Genomic DNA, 17,241 nt, shown 5'->3' with positions numbered 1-17,241 from the left:
CGCCTCCTTTTAGTTTTCCTCGGTGACCTGGAGCAGGTACCCGATGTGGGCGATCTTGCCGCGGGTAGCCGCGTTGTCGGGCTGCACGGTGGTATCGCCGATCTTACGGAGGCCCAGGGCCTCGGCGGTCGCCTGATGCTTGGCGATGCGGCCGTTCAGGCTCTTGACCAGCTTGATGTTCAGATTAGCCATGGTGAACGCCCTCCTTAACCCACGATCTCTTCCACGCTCTTGCCGCGGATACGGGCCACTTCCTCGGGGCTCTTCAGGGACTTGAGGCCCTCGAAGGTCGCGGAGACCACATTCTGCGGGTTGTTGGAGCGCAGGCACTTAGTACGGATATCCTTAATTCCGACAGCCTCCATAACGGCACGGACCGGGCCGCCGGCGATAACGCCGGTACCGGGGGCAGCGGGCTTCATCAGCACGCGGCCGGCGCCGAACTCACCAATCACCTCGTGGGGGATAGTAGTGCCGGACAGGGACACGTTGACCATGTGCTTCTTGGCATCCTCGATGCCCTTGCGGATGGCCTCAGGGACCTCGGCAGCCTTACCGGTGCCGAAGCCTACGCGGCCCTTCTCATCGCCCACCACCATCAGGGCGGCGAACTTCATGACACGACCGCCCTTGACGGTCTTGGACACGCGGTTCAGGGAAACGAGCTTCTCCACGAACTCGCTGGGTTCTCTCTCAAATCTAGCCATTTATCGTTTCCTCCTCCCTTAGAACTGCAAGCCGCCCTCACGGGCGCCCTCGGCCAGAGCCTTCACGCGGCCGTGATAGACATAGCCGCCGCGGTCAAAGACCACGTTCTCGATGCCCTTGGCCTTGGCACGTTCAGCCACAGTGACGCCCACCTGCTTGGCGGCGTCGGTCTTGGTGCCCTCGCAGGCAAAGTCCTTCTCCAGGGAAGACGCAGAAACCAGGGTCTTTCCGCTCACATCGTCAATAATCTGGGCGTAGATATTGGTTTCGCTGCGAAATACGTTCAGCCGGGGACGCTCGGGCGTGCCGGAGATTTTAGCACGCACGCGCTTGTGGCGCTTGATACGCTGAGAACGAGTATCGGGTCTGTTGATCATAGTGGCACACCTCCTTCTTACTTCTTGGCGCCGGTCTTACCAGCCTTGCGGCGGATGACCTCGTCTGTATACTTGATGCCCTTGCCCTTGTAAGGCTCAGGGGGACGCTTCTCTCTCACTTCGGCGGCAAACTGGCCCACCTGCTGCTTGTCGCAGCCGTGGATAATGATCTTGTTGGGGCCGGGGACCTCGATCTCAATGCCGGGGACCTCCTCCACGACCACCTGGTGGGAGTAGCCCAGGTTCATGACCAGCTTGTTGCCCTCCTTGGCCACACGATAGCCGACGCCATTGACGTCCAGCTCCTTCTTGTAGCCCTCGGTGACGCCCACCACCATGTTGTGGATGAGGGTGCGGGTCAGGCCGTGCAGGGCACGGTTTTCCTTGGCGTCATTGGGACGGGTGACGTGCAGTGCGCCCTCTTCCATGGCGATAGCCATGTTGGGGTTAAACTGCTGGGTCAGGGTGCCCTTGGGACCCTTGACAGTGACAACGTTGTTGTCCTCTACCTTGATCTCCACTCCGGCGGGAATGGCGATAGGAGCTCTACCAATTCTAGACATTCCTATGACCCTCCTTACCAGACGAATGCCAGGACTTCGCCGCCGACATGGGCCGCACGAGCGGCCTTATCGGTCATGACGCCCTTGGACGTGGATACGATGGCGATGCCCAGGCCGTGCAGAACACGGGGCAGCTCATCGGCGCCGGCATAGACGCGCAGACCGGGCTTGGACACCCGGCGCAGACCGGAGATGACCTTTTCCTTGCCGGCATTGTACTTCAGAGTGACGCGGATTACGCCCTGAGTGCCGTCGTCGATCAGCTGGAAGTTCTTGATATAGCCCTCATCCAGCAGGATCTGCGCGATGGCCTTCTTCATGTTGGACGCGGGGACGTCCACGGTGTCATGCTTGGCGTTGTTCGCGTTGCGGATGCGGGTCAGCATATCCGCAATGGGATCGGTGATGTGCATGAAGTTTACCTCCTATATAAGTTTACCTTGTCGTGCATTGTTACCCTGGGAGCACACAGCTTTCCTCCATATCAGAACACAATCGTCTGAGCAGACCCTTCTGATTTGTGTCCCTCTCTTTGGTCTCACCGCGCTTTCCAAAGCGACGCAGCACTTCCCGGTACAGACGGCAAGGTATCGAGAATTAGGTGGTTCCCGACCTGTTGACCGTCTTTGCGCCTGGTTGGGGCAGGCGCAGTTATCAATACCACCTGAGGTGGGATCGACCTGGATACCCTGTCCCACTTCCGGACGGAGCGCTTTCGGCGCCGGTCTCCGGTCTTTGATAGGGGACAGGACAAATCCCCGCAGCCGCCAATCTTTTTCTGACTGGCGGTTCCGGGTGCGCACTCCCGACTACGTTGGGAGTTTATTGTGTCATTTCCAAGGGGCGACAACAATTTATTATACTCCATACAGCCTGATATAGCAAGGTTTTTTTGCCTCGCACACACGGGCAGGTGGAGAGATTTACGCCGGAACGGGGAAATTTCCCACGTTCCGGACTGTAAAAACCGCAGATTTTGTCGCGCTTCTCCTAAGAGGGAGGGCGGAGCGCCTTGAAAAAAGGCGCCTTCTTCCTGGCAACGATTTTGTTCGGTGATGGGGGCCGCCGCCGCACTTATTGTACGGCAGGCCGCCCCAACCAAAGCATAACAGAAAGATTACCAGGATGCCTTCTTCACGCCGGGGATTTCGCCCTTATAGGCCAGCTCACGGAAGCAGATACGGCAGATGCCGTAGTCCCGGAGATAGGCGTGGGGACGACCGCACAGCTTGCAGCGGTTGTACTGCCGACTAGAGAACTTGGGCGCACGCTGCTGCTTCAGGATCATAGATTTCTTAGCCATAACTCTTCCTCCTCCTTAGCGGCCGGCAAAGGGAGCGCCCACCAGCTTCAGCAGCTCACGGGCCTCCTCATCGGTCTTAGCGGTGGTACACACCACGATGTCCATGCCGCGGATCTTGTCGATCTTGTCGTACTCAATCTCGGGGAAGATCAGCTGCTCCTTCACGCCCAGGGCGTAGTTGCCGCGGCCGTCGAAGGCGTCGGCGGAGATGCCGCGGAAGTCACGAACACGGGGCAGGGCCACATTGAACAGGCGGTCCAGGAACTCCCACATCTTGTTGCCCCGCAGGGTAACTTTCGCTCCAATGGGCATACCTTCACGGAGCTTGAAGTTGGCCACAGACTTCTTGGCCTTGGTGATAACGGCCTTCTGGCCGGTGATGGTGGTCAGGTCATTGACCACGGCATCCAGCACCTTGGCGTTCTCACGGGCCTCGCTGCAGCCAACGTTGACCACGATCTTCTCCAGGCGGGGGATCTGCATCACGGACTTATAGCCGAACTTCTGCATCAGAGCAGGAGCGACCTCGTCCTGGTACAGCTTCTTCAGGTTAGGGGTATTAGCCATTTCGAATCGTTCCTCCTCTCTTAAATCTCGGCGCCGCACTTCTTGCAGACGCGGACCTTCTTGCCGTCAGCCAGCAGCTTGTGGGCCGGACGGGTGGGCTTGTTGCACTTGGGGCAGACACGCTGCACCTTGCAGGCGTAGAGGGGAGCCTCTTTCTGCAGGATACCGCCCTGATCGCCCTGCTTGCGGGGCTTGGTGTGGCGAGAGACCATGTTGATCTTCTCAACAATGACCTTGCCGTCCTTGGGCATGACCTCCAGGACCTTGCCCTGCTTGCCCTTGTCCTTGCCGGACAGGACGACAACCAGGTCGTCCTTCTTGATGCTCATCTTATTCATCTTCATTGCCCTCCCTTACAGCACTTCGGGAGCCAGGGACAAGATCTTCATATAGTCCTTGTCGCGCAGCTCACGGGCCACTGGGCCAAAGATACGGGTGCCGCGGGGATTCTTATCGTCCTTGATGAGGACGGCGGCGTTGTCGTCGAAACGGACATAGGAGCCGTCGGCGCGGCGGACGCCCTTGGCGGAACGGACGATGACGGCCTTGACCACTTCGCCCTTCTTAACAGTGCCGCCGGGAGCGGCCTTGCGGACGGAGGCGACCACCACATCACCGATGTTGCCGAACTTGCGCTTGGAGCCGCCCAGCACCCGGATGGTCTTGATCTCCTTGGCGCCGGTATTATCGGCCACCTTCAGATAGCTTTCTTCCTGAATCATACCGACACCTCCTTACTTCGCTTTCTCGATGATCTCAACCACGCGCCAGCGCTTGTCCTTGGACAAGGGGCGGGTCTCCATGACCTTGACGCGGTCACCCACGCCACACTGGTTGTTCTCATCATGGGCCTTCAGCTTATAGGTTCTCTTCACGATCTTCTTATACAGAGGATGGGCCACGCGGTCGGCGATGGCGACCACAACGGTCTTATCCATCTTGTCCGAAACCACCAGGCCGACTCTGGTCTTACGAGAAGAAGTTCTGTTTTCCATCTTCTATTCCTCCTCTTAGCGGCCGGCGAGCTGCTGCTCGCGAATGATGGTCTTGACCCGGGCGATATCCTTCTTGACCTCAGCGATCCGGATCGGATTATCGAGCTGGTTGGTGGCGTGCTGGAGGCGCAGGTTGAACAGATCTTTCTTCAGATCCTTCAGCTTGTTCTCAAGCTCCGCTGCAGACATCTTACGGACTTCATTGGCCTTCATTACGCTTCACCACCCTTCTCGGTCTCTTCACGCTTGACGATTTTGCACTTGACAGGCAGCTTGTGGCTGGCCAGGCGCAGGGCCTCACGGGCAGTTTCCTCAGAAACGCCGGCGATCTCGAACATCACACGGCCGGGTTTGACCACGGCCACCCAGTACTCAGGGGAGCCCTTACCGGAGCCCATGCGGGTCTCGGCGGGCTTCTCAGTCACGGGCTTGTCGGGGAAGATCTTGATCCAGACCTTACCACCACGCTTGGTATAACGGGTCATGGCAATACGGGCAGCCTCGATCTGATTGCTGGTGATCCACGCGGGCTCAATAGCCTGCAGGCCAAACTCACCGTAGGCGATGGTGTTGCCGCGCATGGCCTTGCCCTTCATGCGTCCGCGGTGGACGCGGCGGTACTTTACGCGCTTAGGGAGCAGCATTACTGAGCGCCTCCTTCCTTAGGAGTGTTGGCCTGACCGGCGGGGCGGGGGCCACGGTTGAATCCGCCGTTCTGGCGGTCACGATTGAACCCGCCCTGGCGGTCACGGTTGAAGCCGCCCTGACGGCGGTCACCATCCCGGCGGTCACGGCGGGGACGGTCACGGCGCTCCTGGTAGGGCTTGCTGGTATCCAGAGTGCGGGGGGTGGTACGCAGGGCCTGAGTGAGCACCTCGCCCTTGTAGATCCACACCTTCACGCCGATGCGGCCGTAGGTAGTGGCAGCCTCAGCAAAGCCGTAGTCGATGTCGGCCCGGAGGGTCTGCAGGGGAATGGTGCCGTCGTGATAGTGCTCGGTGCGGGCGATCTCAGCGCCGCCCAGACGGCCGGAGCAGGAGGTCTTGATGCCCTTGGCACCGGCGCGCATGGCGCGGCCCATAGCGTTCTTCATCGCCCGGCGGAAGCCGATCCGCTTCTCCAGCTGCTGGGCGATGTTCTCAGCCACCAGCTGGGCATTGGTATCGGCATCACGAACCTCTACGATCTTCAGATCCACAGGCTTGCCGGTCATCTTGACCAGCTGGGCCTCGATCTTCTTGATGTCCTCGCCGCCCTTGCCGATGACCACGCCGGGGCGGGCACAGTGCAGGTAAATGCGGGTCTTGGCGTTGTCCCGCTCGATCTCGATCTTGGGGATACCGGCGCCGTAGAGGGTCTTCTTCAGGTAGTCACGGATCTTCTTGTCCTCCACCAGCAGGTCGCCCACCTTCTCGTTGCGGGCATACCAGCGGGAGTCCCAATCCTTAATGACACCCACGCGCAGTCCGTGGGGATTAACTTTCTGTCCCATATTGTTCCTCCTCCCTTAGCGCTCGCTCACAACAATGGTGACGTGAGAAGTGCGCTTGTTGATCCGGTACGCGCGGCCCTGAGCCCTGGGCATGATGCGCTTGATAATGGGGCCGGGGTTGGCGTAGCAGGCGGACACATACAGCTTCTCAGGGTCCATCTGGTGGTTGTTCTCCGCGTTGGCGGCGGCGCTCTTCAGCAGCTTGAGCACAGGCTCAGAGGCGGCCTTGGGGGTCTGCAGCAGGATGGCGGTGGCGGTACCCACATCCTTGCCCCGGATCAGGTCCAGGACGATCTTCACCTTACGGGGAGAGATCCGCAGATATTTCAGATTTGCTTTCGCTTCCATGCTCTCTCCTCCTTACTTACCGGTCTTGCTGCCCGCGTGGCCCTTGAAGGTGCGGGTGGGCACAAACTCGCCCAGCTTGTGGCCGACCATGTCCTCGGTGACATAGACGGGCACGTGCTTGCGGCCGTCGTGTACAGCAAAGGTGTGTCCAACGAAAGAGGGGAAGATGGTGGAGGCGCGGCTCCAGGTCTTCAGGACCTTCTTTTCGTTCTTTTCATTCATCTCATCGACCCGCTTCAGCAGCTCGGGGGCGCAAAAGGGGCCTTTCTTAATGCTTCTGCTCATCTTTCACAGCCTCCTTACTTGGCATTGCGGCGCTTGACGATGAACTTATCAGTGCGGTTCTTCGTCTTGCGGGTCTTGTAGCCCAGGGCGGGCTTGCCCCAGGGGGTGACAGGGCCGGGACGGCCGACGGGGCTCTTGCCCTCACCACCGCCGTGGGGGTGGTCATTGGGGTTCATAACAGAGCCGCGGACGGTGGGCCGCCAACCCATGTGGCGCTTGCGGCCGGCCTTACCGATTTGGATGTTGGCCCAGTCGGTGTTGCCCACCTGGCCGATGGTGGCCTTGCAGTTCTCGCGGACATAACGCACCTCGCCGGAGGGCAGGCGGATCTGAGCCATGCCGTTCTCCTTGGCCATCAGCTGGGCGGCCACGCCGGCGGCGCGGACCAGCTGGGCGCCCTTGCCGGGGTACAGCTCGATGTTGTGGATCTCCTCGCCCACAGGGATGTTGGCGATGGGCAGACAGTTGCCGGGCAGGATGTCGGCGTCGGGGCCGGTCATGATGATGTGGCCGGCCTTCAGGCCGTTGGGGGCCAGGATATAGCGGCGTTCGCCGTCCTCATACTCGATTAGGGCGATGTTAGCGGAGCGGTTGGGGTCATACTGCAGATTGACCACAGTTGCCTTGCCCTCTTTATCCCGCTTAAAATCGATCACACGATACTTCTGCTTGTTTCCGCCGCCGTGATGACGGACGGTGATGCGGCCGTAGCTGTTGCGGCCGGCGTGCTTCTTCAGCACTTCGGTCAGAGCGCGCTCGGGCTTGGCCTTCTTATCGATCCCCTCGAAGGCGGACACAGTCATGTGACGGCGGGAGGGGGTTGTGGGCTTAAAAGTCTTAATAGCCATTTGTCAATATCCTCCTTACACCATACCCTCGAAGAACTCGATGGACTTGGAGTCGGCGGTCAGGGTGACCATGGCCTTCTTCCAGCTGGGCCGGCGGCCGGCGGGGCGCATCCCCATCCGCTTCTCCTTACCCTGCATGTTCAGGGTGTTGACCTTGGCGACCTTGACGCCGAAGATCTCCTCAATCGCCTTGGCGATCTCGATCTTGTTGGCGGTCTTGGCGACCTCGAAGGTGTAGCGCTTCATCTCAGTCTGCTCCATGGACTGCTCGGTGATGATGGGGCGCTTGATGATGTCATAAGCAGTGGTAGCCATTACGCATACACCTCCTCGATGATAGCCAGGGCAGCCTTGTCAATGACCAGCTGCTTGGCGTTTACGATGTCATAGACGCTGAGGATCTTGGCGGTGGTGGTGACCACGCCGGGGATGTTCCGGGCGGACTTGACCACGATCTGATCCACCTCAGGGGTGATGACCACGGACTTGGAAGCGCCGATGCTGTTGAGCATCTCCTTCATGGCCTTGGTCTTGATCTCCTCCAGCTTCAGACCGTCTACTACCAGAACGGCGCCCTGGGCAGCCTTGGCGGACAGAGCGGACTTAAGGGCCAGGCGCTTGACCTTCTTATTCAGAGTATAGCTGTAATCCCGGGGCTTGGGGGCAAACACGATGCCGCCGTGGGTCCACTGGGGAGCCCGGGTGGAACCCTGACGGGCGTGACCGGTGCCCTTCTGACGCCAGGGCTTCTTGCCGCCGCCGGAAACCTCGGCGCGGGTCAAAGCGCTCTGGGTGCCCTGACGGCAGTTAGCCAGGTGGTTCTTGACCACCTCGTGGACCACAGCCTGGTTGGGCTCGATCCCGAACACGGCCTCGGAGAGCTCGATCTCGCCGACCTGCTGACCGGCCATGTTGAACACGTTAGCTTTAGGCATGACTCAATCTCTCCTTTCCTTACTTGTTGCGGGCGGAAGCCTTCTGCGGGTTGACACGGGCGGAAGCCTTCTGCGGGTTGACGCGGCCGATCTCGGCGGCCTTCTTCTCCACGTTGGTCTTGACGGTGCTCTTCACAAAGACCACGCCGCCCTTGGGGCCGGGGATGGCTCCGCGCACGGCAATGAGGCCCAGCTCCTCGTCCACCTGGACCACATCCAGATTCTGGACGGTGACCTGTACGTTGCCCATCTGTCCGGCGCCGTCGCGGCCCTTATAGATGTGGCCGGGGGTGGTGCCGGCGCCCAGAGAGCCCTGGTGACGGTGGACAGGGCCGCCGCCGTGGGTCATGCGCTTGATGGCGGCGCCGTGGCGCTTGACAACGCCCTGGAAGCCGTGGCCCTTGCTGATGCCGGTGACGTCAACAAAGTCGCCGGCGGCAAAGATGTTGGCGGTCAGCTGATCGCCCACCTCGAACTTGGAGCAGTCGTTGAGGGCAAACTCCTTGAGGACCTTCTTCAGCTCCTCCAGTCCGGCCTTCTTCTGGTGGCCCAGCTCGGGCTTGGTGAGCTTGCGCTCAGGAACGGTCTGATAACCCAGCTGAATGGCCTCATAGCCATCCTTCTCGGCGGTCTTCTTCTGCACCACAGTGCAGGGGCCGGCCTGGATCAGGGTGACGGGAATCACCTTGCCAGCCTCATCGAAGATCTGGGTCATGCCGATCTTTTTGCCGATGATCGCTTTCTCCATGTTGGATTTCCTCCTATAAAGGTTATTGGTTGAAAAACTTGGGGCATTGGGCTCCTATTGGTTTTCCAACTTGACCCGCCTGTCTCAATAGGCGACAGGCAGCGGGTACACATCGTCAAAGCAAAGTTCGCTAAACTCCGTTTCCGCCTGCGGCGAAAACCTCGTTCGCTTCCTTGCTTTTCCTCTCCAAACCGAACCCGCTATCGCCGGGCTTCGGTTTGGTCGCGCGGCTGCGCCGCACATTTTTGAGACCAAGCCTTAATTACAGCTTAATTTCAATCTCCACACCAGCGGGCAGCTCCAGGCTCATCAGGGCCTCGACAGTCTTCTGGGAGGGCTTGATCACGTCGATCAGGCGCTTGTGGGTGCGGCGCTCAAACTGCTCGCGGCTGTCCTTATACTTGTGTACAGCCCGCAGGATGGTAACGACCTCTTTCTTGGTAGGCAGGGGAATGGGGCCGGAAACGGCGGCGCCGGTACGCTTGGCGGTTTCCACGATCTTCTCAGCGGACTGATCGATCAGCTGATGATCGTAGGCCTTCAGACGGATGCGGATCATTTCTTTCTGAGCCATTTTGGGTTTCCTCCTTAAATACATACGAAAGTTGACTTTGTCCAGCCTTCGTACGGTGAGAGCCCTTTCGTGTTACCACGCTTTCGTGCGTATCACTCCCGGCCACAAAAAAACCGGCATGATGACAGGCCGGTTCCTTCCCGCCAGACGATATACGCCGTGGCACGAAGCTCTCAGCCGCCCGATTATCGGACATACTCCGCGGAAGTTACCTCATTTCTGAGCAATCTCCCGCATCATCGCAGACTGCGCCCTAGCAGGCGCTTGGTTATCATACAACAACACCGCCGTGTGTGTCAAGCATTTTTTAAAAATTTTTTGTCGTTTTCTTCCGGCCCCTTTTCCGGTCTTTTCATGCACTATATCTTGTATCTTTCTTCCATCTGTCACGCAACGCCAAAAGGAGAGAGGGGCGCTTCGGCCCCTCTCCTTTACATCGGCTCCGGCAGGACGCCTTCCCGCTCCAGCAGAAGTTCCCCACCCTCGCCGTACAGCCGCAGGGCATAAGATGCCCCCGCATACCAGTCTTGGGAATATGCCCCCTCCGGGGACTTCATGGAAAACAGCCACAGCCCCTCCTCCAGACAGATGCCTTCCTGGGCATAACGGGCGAATCTCTCGCCTCCCAAAAGCACCGTGTCTACATCCAGCTCCGTCCGGGTGGTTTCTCCGGGGATCTGATAAAACAGGAGATTGCATCCGCTCATCCATACCTTTCCGGGCTCCGGGACCCAGGCGATCACGCTGTTAATCGGGATTGGGGTCGGTCCCTTGCCCAGAGGGACGACATTCATTATGTGCTTCCCAGGCGCATACAGCGTGGCGGCGTATACCTGATCCTTTATCGTTCCCGCCACAAACGGCTGGAACACACTGAGGTAAGTTCCATCCCGGCTTTTAATCTCTTCAACATCCCCGATGTTCCAGAAGCCCGTCTGATACACAATCTCGCTCCGTGGCAGCAGATACTGCCGCTCCAGCCGCCGAAATTCCATCTCCGCCGTAGGCAGGGGACAGCCGTACTGTCCCCAGATCATCAGGGCCAGAGCCGCCGTCAAAAGGAGATTCCGGACTGTCCTCCCCCCGCGCCCCAGCCGGGGACGGCGGGACCAGAGTTCCCTCCACTTTTTCCTCATGCCGCCCCCTCCTCAATGTCCAAGGTAAAGGTAAATACCGGATCTCCGGGGCCGTAGCTCAGATAAATGGTTTCCGCCTGTGGGTCTATTCCCCAGACACGCAGGGTATATCCCCGGTGGAAGGGGCCCTTGCCCGCCCCGCCGGACAGGGAACTGAGCAGCCCGCCACTTGGATTCCGGGGAGCATCCAGTCCCAGGCCGTATCTATTCCCCCGGTCGTCAGTGACCGTCATCCACTCCTCCTTCAGGATTCCCAGCGCCCAGAATTTCCAGGTGTCCACCCGGAGATAGAGGTAGAGTACCTGTGTCCCCTCCTCCTCCCAGAGCGCGCCCCGCAGGGCCGAGATCCTCTGCCCCGCCGCCTCCTGCTCCAAGCCGGGGGAGAAGGTAAGGAGCTGGCCGGGATCCTCGCCGGGCAGATAGGTGGTTTCATACCAGTCCATCCGCCCCCGGTCAAAGGGCATGGCATCAAAGTCCCAAAACTCCGCATCTGAGTCGTCCCCCAGAAAGGCATCGTCCCCCAGGGCGAAATTTAGCCCCAGAAAGGCGATGAGGGCCAGGGCCAGCAGCACCCCGGAAGCCCGCCACAGCCAGCCCAGCCAGGGCTTATGGACCCTGGCCAGCTCCTTCCCGATCTCCGCCGGATCTCCCATCTCTGACAGGGCCCGTTCCTCCGCCTCCTCGCGGGAGATACCCGGGAAAATCCGCTGAAGGTCCGCCGCCTTGTCCTCCATGTGGGCCTCCAGCTCTTCCCGCACCGCCGCCCGGTCCGGTCCAAAACGGATGCCGCCCACCGCCGTGTCCAGCCAACTGACGGCGGCCTCATTTTTTCTTTCCATCGCGCTCCCTCGCCTTATCCTCTCCGCGCCCAAGCCCACAGCAGGTCCCAGGCCACGGGCAGCACAATAGCCGCCTCCACTGCCAGCAGGAGCAGCGCGGCCAGGGCCAGAAACCTGGAGAACTGCCACAGCCAGCCCAGCCAGGGCTTGTGGATCCTGGCCAGCTTCTTCCCGATCTCCGCCGGATCTCCCATCTCTGACAGGGTCCGTTCCTCCGCCTCCTCGCGGGAGATATCCGGAAAAATCCGCTGAAGGTCCGCCGCCTTGTCCTCCATGTGGGCCTCCAACTCCGCCCGGACTGCCGCCCGGTCCGGTCCAAAGCGGATGCCGGACACCGCTTGATCGAGCCACCGGTCTATCGGCACGTTTCCCCGCTCCACTCCCTCACCTCCATTGGTCGGTCAGACTGCCCCGGACTTGCTCCAACACAGCGCCCTCGCTGTCCAACAGCTCCAGGATATAGGGAAAATCGGAACCTCCGTTGACCTCCGTCACCTGACGGGGAATGGTGGTCAGAATCACCCGGTCGTCGGATTCCCGGTCGCTGGTGCCATAGGAAAGGCCGCCTCCCCGGAAATCCAGAATGGACTTGACGGCAGCCGCCTCCTCAGGCAGATCCACCGCCGCCATCCACGCCCCGATGAGGGGATTTTCCGGAATGATCCCACCATTTCCCGGCTCTGCCAGGTAAACCAGGGCCGGTCCCTGGGGCTCCGGACAACTACTGACCCCGCCGAAATGGGTGTCCCCTTCATAGGTAGTCAGATAACCCCTCCACAGCCGGCCTCCGCCCCGAGCCAGCACCATTGGCAGGCTGTATTCATAGAGGGGAAAATGGCCGCCGTCGCCAGACTCACAGGCTATGGCTCCCGCCCACAGCACCTCGATCCGCTCCACTCCAGCCCGCCGGGCCTCTGCCCGAATCTGCCCCTCGATAATCCACAGTGGTATCTTAGGCAAAGCGACCCAAACGGCCACAGCCAGCAGGAAAATTACCACATTTCGCACAGTCCTCTGTCCACGGGTCAACCGAAAGGCGCTTTTCTTCATGGCTGTTCCTCTCACGCCAGCCCCAGGGCGTTGGCCCCGCCGGACAGCACGTCGCTGACGCCCTGACGAAAGTTCTTCCACTCCTCCTTTTTGTCGGCCAGCAGTTCCCGTCCCCGCCTGGTCAGGCGGTAATACTTCCGCTGCCGTCCCGTGGGGGCCTCCTGTTGGTAAGAGGTCAGATACTTGCCCTGCTCCAGGGCATGGAGGATAGGGTAGAGAGTGCCCTCCTTCATCTGAAAGGCATCGTTGGATCGGCGGGCCAGCTCCTCAATCATCTGATAGCCATACATATCTCCGCTCTCCAGCAGGGACAGCACCAGCAGCGTACTGCTCCCCGCCATCAGGCCCTTGTCAAACTTCATTTCGTTCATCCTTTCTTTCCTGGGAAATCTTCCACGCCAAATACCTCGTTTCTCTAGGTATATAATACCTAGAGAAACGAGGTATGTCAAGTGCCTTTTGACAAATATCATAGAAAAACAGCCCTCCGGCCGTTTGGCCGGAGGGCTCATTTGATCCTGTTTACTTCATCTCGTGGCTGTTCAGCAAACCCTGCTTGATATCCCACAGCTTCTGAGACAGGTCCACATAGTAGTTATGGGGGTTCTCGAACCGCTTGACCTCGTCCCACAGGGCATCCACCTGTCGTTGGCAGTAGGCCCGGCTGGTCTGCAGGTCGGGGACCTGGTACACCAGCTCGCCTCCCCGGAACACAGGAACCAGCAGCTCCCGGGCCTCGATGCTGGTAAAGACCTTTCGCTTCCAGGTGGCGTCCGGGTCAAAGAGCTCCAGCGGCTGGTCAAAGTCAAACTCCTCGTCGTGGAGGCAGATCAGGTCGGCCTCCGCCTTTCCTGTGTCCTTGGAGAAAATGCGGTATACTTTCTTAAAATGAGGTGTGGTAATCTTGGCGGCGTTCTCGCTGATCTTGATCTTGGGAATGATATTGCCCTGGTCGTCCTCGATGGCAGCCAGCTTATACACCCCGCCAAAGACAGGCTCGGAGCGGGAGGTAATGAGCCGCTCGCCCACGCCAAAGGAGTCAATACGGGCCCCCTGGCGGACCAAGTCCCGGATGATATACTCGTCCAGGGCATTGGAGGCCACGATCTTGCAGCCGGTCAGCCCCGCCTCGTCCAGCATCTCCCGCGCCTTCTGAGACAGGTAAGTCAAGTCGCCGGAGTCCAGCCGGATCCCACACTTGGTGATCCCCTGGGGCAGCAGGACCTCCTGAAAGGCCCGGATGGCATTGGGCACGCCGGACTTGAGCACGTTATAGGTGTCCACCAGCAGGGTGGCGTTGTTGGGGTAGAGCTGGCAGTACGTCTTAAACGCGGTGTACTCGTCGGGGAACATCTGGACCCAGGAGTGGGCCATGGTGCCGGTGGCGGGGGAGCCATACCACTGGTCGGCCATGGTGCAGGCCGTGGCCGAGCAGCCGGCGATATAACTGGCACGGGCGCCCAGCAGGGCGCCGTCCGGCCCGTGGGCCCGGCGGGAGCCAAATTCCGCCACAGGCCGGCCCTCCGCCGCCCGAACGATACGGTTGGATTTGGTGGCGATCAGGGATTGGTGGTTCAGGGTGAGCAGCAGGAAGGTTTCGATAAACTGGGCCTGGATAGCGGGCGCCCGAACAGTGAGCAGGGGCTCGCCGGGGAATACGGGGGTGCCCTCCGGCACGGCCCAGATGTCGCCGGTAAACCGGAAGTCCCGGAGGAAGTCGAGGAACTCCTCGCTGAAGCAGCCCTTGCTCCGAAGATAGCCCAGGTCCTCCTCGTCAAAGTGCAGCTCCTGGATATACTCGACGACTTGGGCCAGTCCGGCGGCCAGGGCAAAACCGCCCTTGTCAGGGACCGAGCGATAGAACACGTCAAAATAGCAGATCCGGTCGGCCAGCCCGGTCTGGAAGTAGCCGTTGGCCATCGTCAGCTCGTAGAAGTCGCAGAGCATGGTCAAGTTGGTCTTTGCTTTCATTTGAGAAAGCCTCCTTAGTTTCGGGTGACAAGACACCCCGTCATTGCTCCTATTATAATGCCCCTCTACGGAAAAGGCAAGAAAAAGGCCAAAAAAAGCCCAGGACATCCCGCTCTTGCCGGGAGTAAAGGTTCCGCTCCCTGGGCATACTGTGGGGGAATCCATATTTTATACCGAGGAGGGAGCTTTATGTCCGACAATATGCAGGCCTTTGCCCACAGCCAGACCAGGGAGAACCTGATGCGTGCTTTCGCGGGGGAGAGCCAGGCCCGGAACCGTTATACCATCGCCGCCGGCATTGCCCACAAGGAGGGGCTGGAGGTGCTCCGGGGTGTCTTTTTGTTCACCGCCGACCAGGAAAAGACCCACGCCAAGCAGTTCTATGGCCAACTGGCCCAGCTTAACGGCCAGACCATCCAGATCGACGGCACCTACCCCGTGGACCTGTATGACAACCTGCTGGCCCATCTGCGGGCGGCCCAGCATAACGAGTATCAGGAGTGGGAGCACGACTACCAGCACTTTGCCCAGGTGGCCATGTCCGAGGGCTTCCCCCTGGTCGGTAAGCTATTTGAGAATATCGCGCGGGTAGAGCAGACTCACGGAGACCGGTTCGGAAAATTCGCTGACCTGCTGGAGAAAGGCCAGTTGTTCTTTTCTGACGTGGAAGTGCAATGGACCTGCCTCCACTGTGGCTGGGTAGTCACCTCCACGGCCGCCCCGGCTCAGTGTCCTGTCTGCCGCCATCCCCAGGGCTATTTTGTCCGGGTGGAGCTGGCCCCCTGGAACTAAAAAGGCACAAAGAGGCCGCGGTCTATAAAGACCGCGGCCTTTTTTATTTCAGATAATTCAAGGGGTTAACAGCGCTGCCGTTCACGCGGACCTCGAAGTGGCAGTGATTGCCAGTGGACCGGCCAGTGCTGCCCGCCTTGGCGATAACTTGGCCCTGGTACACCTTCTCCCCAGCGGAGACCAGAAGGGAGGAGTTATGGGCGTAATAGGTCTGCGTCCCGTTGTCGTGGGTGATAATGACCAGATTGCCGTAGGTACCCTTCCAGCCCGCGAAGGTGACGGTTCCGCCGTCCGCTGCCTTGATGGAGGCGCCGTAGCTGGCCTTGATATCCAGACCTGAGTGGTAACTGTAACTGCCAAAAATATATCGGCCGCCGAAGTAGGAGTTGATCTTCCCCTTAATGGGCCAGATGAAATAGCCCTTGGAGGCTGTCTTAGGCTTCTCCTTGGTCCCCACCGCTTTAATGGTGGTGGTGGGCTCCCGGAGCGTGGTGGAGCTCTGGATGTCCCGCTCCTTCTCCACGCCGTTCACATAGGTAACGGTGGCCTCTACCAGCGCCTCGCCCTCCTCGCCCTGAACGAGGATCTTGGAGTCCCCCTTATACATGGAGCTGTCCTCCTGGGTCTCCACGGGGCAGGCGATGGCCTCGTGATAGGTGACCTCTTCCACGGTCTCCACCGATACGGTGGGGATGACCTCCTTCACGTTGACCACGTCTCCGATCATCAGCCGGTTGATATCCGCCTGGGGATTGAGGGCCATCAGATCACTGAGGGACATGTCGTTGGCGTAGGCGATGCCGTTATAGGTATCCCCCTTGACCACGGTGTAAGTGGTCTCGCCGGTGGTATTGGCCGTCAGGGCCTGGTGCATCTCCTCGACAGTCATCATATTGTCGGCGGAGTAGATATAGTCTACCGATACATCCTCCACGAAGTCAGCGGATACGGTATTCTCTGTGACGTACTGGTCCTGCATCTGGTCCAGCATCTCGTTGAGGGCAGCCTCGTCCTTGACCACGCCGATGACCTCTCCATCCACGGACACCTGGTATTTGCGCAGATGGTCGCTGACCGAGTTGAGCTGGTCGTAAAAGTAATTTTCGATCTCCTTTTCTCCGTCCAGCTCGGTCTTCAGCGTCAGGGTAAACTGATAGTCGATGTCCCCTTCCACCTGGTAGTCATAGCCCAGCAGGGAGGATCCCTCCGCCTCCACCTCCTGAATGGCGGCGGATACGATATCCTGGTCGGCCACCACGCCCACCTTCTCTCCGTCTACGGTGACGGCGTAGCTGGAGGAGTAGAGAGTGGTGATGGTCAGCGCCAGCCCTAGGGCAGCGGACACACCCAAAAAGGAGGCGGGCCCCACAGTCCACCGGCCGCCCGATTCGCTGTGGAGCACATGGACCCAGCGGCGGAAATGGATGCGGGCCCACTCGCCCGTCCCTTTGCACTGGCGGATCAGTCCAAGACGGAGCTGCGCCCAGTTGATCTTTTCCTTTGGCTGCTTTTGATTTGGCCGCGGACCGGAGGACCTCCTCCGTGACCGCTCCCGATATTCGCTCATGGTATCCCTCGCAATCGACGACGCGAAAAAATTACAGATCGGATAAAAGAGTTACAATTTGGTTACAAAGTAGAATATACACGGTTTCCGCCGTCACGTCAACCCCTTTGCCAAAACTCGACGAGTTCGTTTTCCTCAATCGG

28 protein-coding genes are annotated in these 17,241 nt (G+C 59.7%); 1 reads left to right on the top strand and 27 read right to left on the bottom strand.

The genetic code is table 11. The features are described 5' to 3' along the window. Positions 1-9: 9 nt before the first annotated feature. The 26 genes from rpmD to MCG44_RS01390 form a co-directional block, all read right to left on the bottom strand. Complete coding sequence (gene rpmD, locus MCG44_RS01515) at positions 10-192, bottom strand: 50S ribosomal protein L30 (RefSeq protein ID WP_050623215.1); 183 nt, start codon at positions 190-192, stop codon at positions 10-12. A 14-nt stretch (positions 193-206) separates the two neighbouring features. After that, positions 207-707: a 30S ribosomal protein S5 gene (gene rpsE, locus MCG44_RS01510; protein WP_147572410.1), complete on the bottom strand. Its 501-nt coding sequence runs from the start codon at positions 705-707 to the stop codon at positions 207-209. An 18-nt stretch (positions 708-725) separates the two neighbouring features. Further along, on the bottom strand, positions 726-1,085 hold the full coding sequence (gene rplR / locus MCG44_RS01505; RefSeq protein WP_147572411.1) for a 50S ribosomal protein L18: 360 nt from the start codon (positions 1,083-1,085) through the stop codon (positions 726-728). A gap of 17 nt (positions 1,086-1,102) precedes the next feature. Then, the gene (rplF, locus tag MCG44_RS01500) at positions 1,103-1,648 is read right to left on the bottom strand and encodes a 50S ribosomal protein L6 (RefSeq protein WP_240286434.1); all 546 of its coding nucleotides are present in this window, start codon (positions 1,646-1,648) and stop codon (positions 1,103-1,105) included. A 14-nt stretch (positions 1,649-1,662) separates the two neighbouring features. Next, on the bottom strand, positions 1,663-2,061 hold the full coding sequence (gene rpsH / locus MCG44_RS01495; RefSeq protein WP_147572413.1) for a 30S ribosomal protein S8: 399 nt from the start codon (positions 2,059-2,061) through the stop codon (positions 1,663-1,665). 704 nt (positions 2,062-2,765) lie between these two features. After that, a complete protein-coding gene (locus MCG44_RS01490; protein WP_147572414.1) occupies positions 2,766-2,951 on the bottom strand; it encodes a type Z 30S ribosomal protein S14 in 186 nt (61 codons plus the stop codon). A gap of 15 nt (positions 2,952-2,966) precedes the next feature. Further along, positions 2,967-3,518, bottom strand: coding sequence for a 50S ribosomal protein L5 (gene rplE / locus MCG44_RS01485; protein WP_147572415.1), 552 nt, complete (start codon positions 3,516-3,518; stop codon positions 2,967-2,969). Between the two features lie 20 nt (positions 3,519-3,538). Next, the gene (gene rplX / locus MCG44_RS01480; RefSeq protein ID WP_147572416.1) at positions 3,539-3,856 is read right to left on the bottom strand and encodes a 50S ribosomal protein L24; all 318 of its coding nucleotides are present in this window, start codon (positions 3,854-3,856) and stop codon (positions 3,539-3,541) included. A gap of 15 nt (positions 3,857-3,871) precedes the next feature. After that, positions 3,872-4,240: a 50S ribosomal protein L14 gene (gene rplN, locus MCG44_RS01475; RefSeq protein ID WP_147572417.1), complete on the bottom strand. Its 369-nt coding sequence runs from the start codon at positions 4,238-4,240 to the stop codon at positions 3,872-3,874. A gap of 12 nt (positions 4,241-4,252) precedes the next feature. After that, entirely contained in the window at positions 4,253-4,513 is a 261-nt protein-coding gene (gene rpsQ, locus MCG44_RS01470; RefSeq protein ID WP_023346506.1) for a 30S ribosomal protein S17, read from the bottom strand. Between the two features lie 15 nt (positions 4,514-4,528). Beyond that, complete coding sequence (gene rpmC, locus MCG44_RS01465; protein ID WP_147572418.1) at positions 4,529-4,726, bottom strand: 50S ribosomal protein L29; 198 nt, start codon at positions 4,724-4,726, stop codon at positions 4,529-4,531. Then, a complete protein-coding gene (gene rplP, locus MCG44_RS01460) occupies positions 4,726-5,157 on the bottom strand; it encodes a 50S ribosomal protein L16 (RefSeq protein ID WP_147572419.1) in 432 nt (143 codons plus the stop codon). The genes rpmC and rplP overlap by 1 nt, the downstream gene beginning before the upstream one ends. Further along, positions 5,157-6,005, bottom strand: a complete 849-nt coding sequence (gene rpsC, locus MCG44_RS01455) for a 30S ribosomal protein S3 (protein WP_147572420.1) — start codon at positions 6,003-6,005, stop codon at positions 5,157-5,159. The genes rplP and rpsC overlap by 1 nt, the downstream gene beginning before the upstream one ends. A gap of 15 nt (positions 6,006-6,020) precedes the next feature. Further along, a complete protein-coding gene (rplV, locus tag MCG44_RS01450; protein WP_147572421.1) occupies positions 6,021-6,353 on the bottom strand; it encodes a 50S ribosomal protein L22 in 333 nt (110 codons plus the stop codon). A gap of 12 nt (positions 6,354-6,365) precedes the next feature. Next, a complete protein-coding gene (gene rpsS, locus MCG44_RS01445; protein ID WP_147572422.1) occupies positions 6,366-6,638 on the bottom strand; it encodes a 30S ribosomal protein S19 in 273 nt (90 codons plus the stop codon). Positions 6,639-6,652: 14 nt separating this feature from the next. Beyond that, complete coding sequence (gene rplB, locus MCG44_RS01440; RefSeq protein WP_147572423.1) at positions 6,653-7,486, bottom strand: 50S ribosomal protein L2; 834 nt, start codon at positions 7,484-7,486, stop codon at positions 6,653-6,655. Positions 7,487-7,501: 15 nt separating this feature from the next. Continuing rightward, entirely contained in the window at positions 7,502-7,801 is a 300-nt protein-coding gene (gene rplW / locus MCG44_RS01435) for a 50S ribosomal protein L23 (protein WP_147572424.1), read from the bottom strand. Then, entirely contained in the window at positions 7,801-8,421 is a 621-nt protein-coding gene (rplD, locus tag MCG44_RS01430) for a 50S ribosomal protein L4 (RefSeq protein WP_186852898.1), read from the bottom strand. The genes rplW and rplD overlap by 1 nt, the downstream gene beginning before the upstream one ends. A 19-nt stretch (positions 8,422-8,440) precedes the next feature. Further along, positions 8,441-9,169: a 50S ribosomal protein L3 gene (gene rplC / locus MCG44_RS01425; protein WP_186852899.1), complete on the bottom strand. Its 729-nt coding sequence runs from the start codon at positions 9,167-9,169 to the stop codon at positions 8,441-8,443. A gap of 262 nt (positions 9,170-9,431) precedes the next feature. Beyond that, on the bottom strand, positions 9,432-9,743 hold the full coding sequence (rpsJ, locus tag MCG44_RS01420; protein ID WP_147572427.1) for a 30S ribosomal protein S10: 312 nt from the start codon (positions 9,741-9,743) through the stop codon (positions 9,432-9,434). A gap of 431 nt (positions 9,744-10,174) precedes the next feature. Beyond that, positions 10,175-10,879, bottom strand: a complete 705-nt coding sequence (locus MCG44_RS01415; protein ID WP_240286432.1) for a hypothetical protein — start codon at positions 10,877-10,879, stop codon at positions 10,175-10,177. After that, positions 10,876-11,718 carry a permease prefix domain 1-containing protein gene (locus MCG44_RS01410; protein ID WP_240286430.1) on the bottom strand — a complete coding sequence of 281 codons (843 nt, stop codon included), beginning with the start codon at positions 11,716-11,718 and terminating at the stop codon, positions 10,876-10,878. The genes MCG44_RS01415 and MCG44_RS01410 overlap by 4 nt, the downstream gene beginning before the upstream one ends. Before the next feature lie 14 nt (positions 11,719-11,732). Further along, positions 11,733-12,098 carry a permease prefix domain 1-containing protein gene (locus MCG44_RS01405; RefSeq protein WP_240286428.1) on the bottom strand — a complete coding sequence of 122 codons (366 nt, stop codon included), beginning with the start codon at positions 12,096-12,098 and terminating at the stop codon, positions 11,733-11,735. 4 nt (positions 12,099-12,102) lie between these two features. After that, positions 12,103-12,768 (bottom strand): hypothetical protein, encoded by a 666-nt coding sequence (locus MCG44_RS01400; RefSeq protein ID WP_240286426.1) that lies wholly within the window; start codon positions 12,766-12,768, stop codon positions 12,103-12,105. 11 nt (positions 12,769-12,779) lie between these two features. Beyond that, a complete protein-coding gene (locus MCG44_RS01395) occupies positions 12,780-13,130 on the bottom strand; it encodes a PadR family transcriptional regulator (protein ID WP_240286424.1) in 351 nt (116 codons plus the stop codon). Positions 13,131-13,290: 160 nt separating this feature from the next. Further along, on the bottom strand, positions 13,291-14,739 hold the full coding sequence (locus MCG44_RS01390; protein WP_240286423.1) for a nicotinate phosphoribosyltransferase: 1,449 nt from the start codon (positions 14,737-14,739) through the stop codon (positions 13,291-13,293). Positions 14,740-14,928: 189 nt separating this feature from the next. Between MCG44_RS01390 and rbr the strand changes: the two genes are divergently transcribed. Further along, positions 14,929-15,531, top strand: coding sequence for a rubrerythrin (gene rbr, locus MCG44_RS01385; protein ID WP_240286421.1), 603 nt, complete (start codon positions 14,929-14,931; stop codon positions 15,529-15,531). Positions 15,532-15,574: 43 nt separating this feature from the next. On the opposite strand, the gene MCG44_RS01380 is transcribed toward rbr, so the two are convergent. Next, positions 15,575-17,098 (bottom strand): peptidoglycan DD-metalloendopeptidase family protein, encoded by a 1,524-nt coding sequence (locus MCG44_RS01380; RefSeq protein ID WP_147572433.1) that lies wholly within the window; start codon positions 17,096-17,098, stop codon positions 15,575-15,577. Positions 17,099-17,241 lie beyond the last annotated feature (143 nt).

It is taken from the genome of Lawsonibacter sp. OA9, from assembly GCF_022440585.1.
Note: the sequence above shows the minus strand (reverse complement) of the source record. Positions and strands in the feature narration are given on the sequence as shown.

What these genes read in the sequence shown, in the direction of transcription:
- rpmD (WP_050623215.1), bottom strand. Translation starts at nt 192, where the DNA reads ATGGCTAATCTGAACATCAAGCTGGTCAAGAGCCTGAACGGCCGCATC.
- rpsE (WP_147572410.1), bottom strand. Translation starts at nt 707, where the DNA reads ATGGCTAGATTTGAGAGAGAACCCAGCGAGTTCGTGGAGAAGCTCGTT.
- rplR (WP_147572411.1), bottom strand. Translation starts at nt 1,085, where the DNA reads ATGATCAACAGACCCGATACTCGTTCTCAGCGTATCAAGCGCCACAAG.
- rplF (WP_240286434.1), bottom strand. Translation starts at nt 1,648, where the DNA reads ATGTCTAGAATTGGTAGAGCTCCTATCGCCATTCCCGCCGGAGTGGAG.
- rpsH (WP_147572413.1), bottom strand. Translation starts at nt 2,061, where the DNA reads ATGCACATCACCGATCCCATTGCGGATATGCTGACCCGCATCCGCAAC.
- MCG44_RS01490 (WP_147572414.1), bottom strand. Translation starts at nt 2,951, where the DNA reads ATGGCTAAGAAATCTATGATCCTGAAGCAGCAGCGTGCGCCCAAGTTC.
- rplE (WP_147572415.1), bottom strand. Translation starts at nt 3,518, where the DNA reads ATGGCTAATACCCCTAACCTGAAGAAGCTGTACCAGGACGAGGTCGCT.
- rplX (WP_147572416.1), bottom strand. Translation starts at nt 3,856, where the DNA reads ATGAATAAGATGAGCATCAAGAAGGACGACCTGGTTGTCGTCCTGTCC.
- rplN (WP_147572417.1), bottom strand. Translation starts at nt 4,240, where the DNA reads ATGATTCAGGAAGAAAGCTATCTGAAGGTGGCCGATAATACCGGCGCC.
- rpsQ (WP_023346506.1), bottom strand. Translation starts at nt 4,513, where the DNA reads ATGGAAAACAGAACTTCTTCTCGTAAGACCAGAGTCGGCCTGGTGGTT.
- rpmC (WP_147572418.1), bottom strand. Translation starts at nt 4,726, where the DNA reads ATGAAGGCCAATGAAGTCCGTAAGATGTCTGCAGCGGAGCTTGAGAAC.
- rplP (WP_147572419.1), bottom strand. Translation starts at nt 5,157, where the DNA reads ATGCTGCTCCCTAAGCGCGTAAAGTACCGCCGCGTCCACCGCGGACGC.
- rpsC (WP_147572420.1), bottom strand. Translation starts at nt 6,005, where the DNA reads ATGGGACAGAAAGTTAATCCCCACGGACTGCGCGTGGGTGTCATTAAG.
- rplV (WP_147572421.1), bottom strand. Translation starts at nt 6,353, where the DNA reads ATGGAAGCGAAAGCAAATCTGAAATATCTGCGGATCTCTCCCCGTAAG.
- rpsS (WP_147572422.1), bottom strand. Translation starts at nt 6,638, where the DNA reads ATGAGCAGAAGCATTAAGAAAGGCCCCTTTTGCGCCCCCGAGCTGCTG.
- rplB (WP_147572423.1), bottom strand. Translation starts at nt 7,486, where the DNA reads ATGGCTATTAAGACTTTTAAGCCCACAACCCCCTCCCGCCGTCACATG.
- rplW (WP_147572424.1), bottom strand. Translation starts at nt 7,801, where the DNA reads ATGGCTACCACTGCTTATGACATCATCAAGCGCCCCATCATCACCGAG.
- rplD (WP_186852898.1), bottom strand. Translation starts at nt 8,421, where the DNA reads ATGCCTAAAGCTAACGTGTTCAACATGGCCGGTCAGCAGGTCGGCGAG.
- rplC (WP_186852899.1), bottom strand. Translation starts at nt 9,169, where the DNA reads ATGGAGAAAGCGATCATCGGCAAAAAGATCGGCATGACCCAGATCTTC.
- rpsJ (WP_147572427.1), bottom strand. Translation starts at nt 9,743, where the DNA reads ATGGCTCAGAAAGAAATGATCCGCATCCGTCTGAAGGCCTACGATCAT.
- MCG44_RS01415 (WP_240286432.1), bottom strand. Translation starts at nt 10,879, where the DNA reads ATGAGGAAAAAGTGGAGGGAACTCTGGTCCCGCCGTCCCCGGCTGGGG.
- MCG44_RS01410 (WP_240286430.1), bottom strand. Translation starts at nt 11,718, where the DNA reads ATGGAAAGAAAAAATGAGGCCGCCGTCAGTTGGCTGGACACGGCGGTG.
- MCG44_RS01400 (WP_240286426.1), bottom strand. Translation starts at nt 12,768, where the DNA reads ATGAAGAAAAGCGCCTTTCGGTTGACCCGTGGACAGAGGACTGTGCGA.
- MCG44_RS01395 (WP_240286424.1), bottom strand. Translation starts at nt 13,130, where the DNA reads ATGAAGTTTGACAAGGGCCTGATGGCGGGGAGCAGTACGCTGCTGGTG.
- MCG44_RS01390 (WP_240286423.1), bottom strand. Translation starts at nt 14,739, where the DNA reads ATGAAAGCAAAGACCAACTTGACCATGCTCTGCGACTTCTACGAGCTG.
- rbr (WP_240286421.1), top strand. Translation starts at nt 14,929, where the DNA reads ATGTCCGACAATATGCAGGCCTTTGCCCACAGCCAGACCAGGGAGAAC.
- MCG44_RS01380 (WP_147572433.1), bottom strand. Translation starts at nt 17,098, where the DNA reads ATGAGCGAATATCGGGAGCGGTCACGGAGGAGGTCCTCCGGTCCGCGG.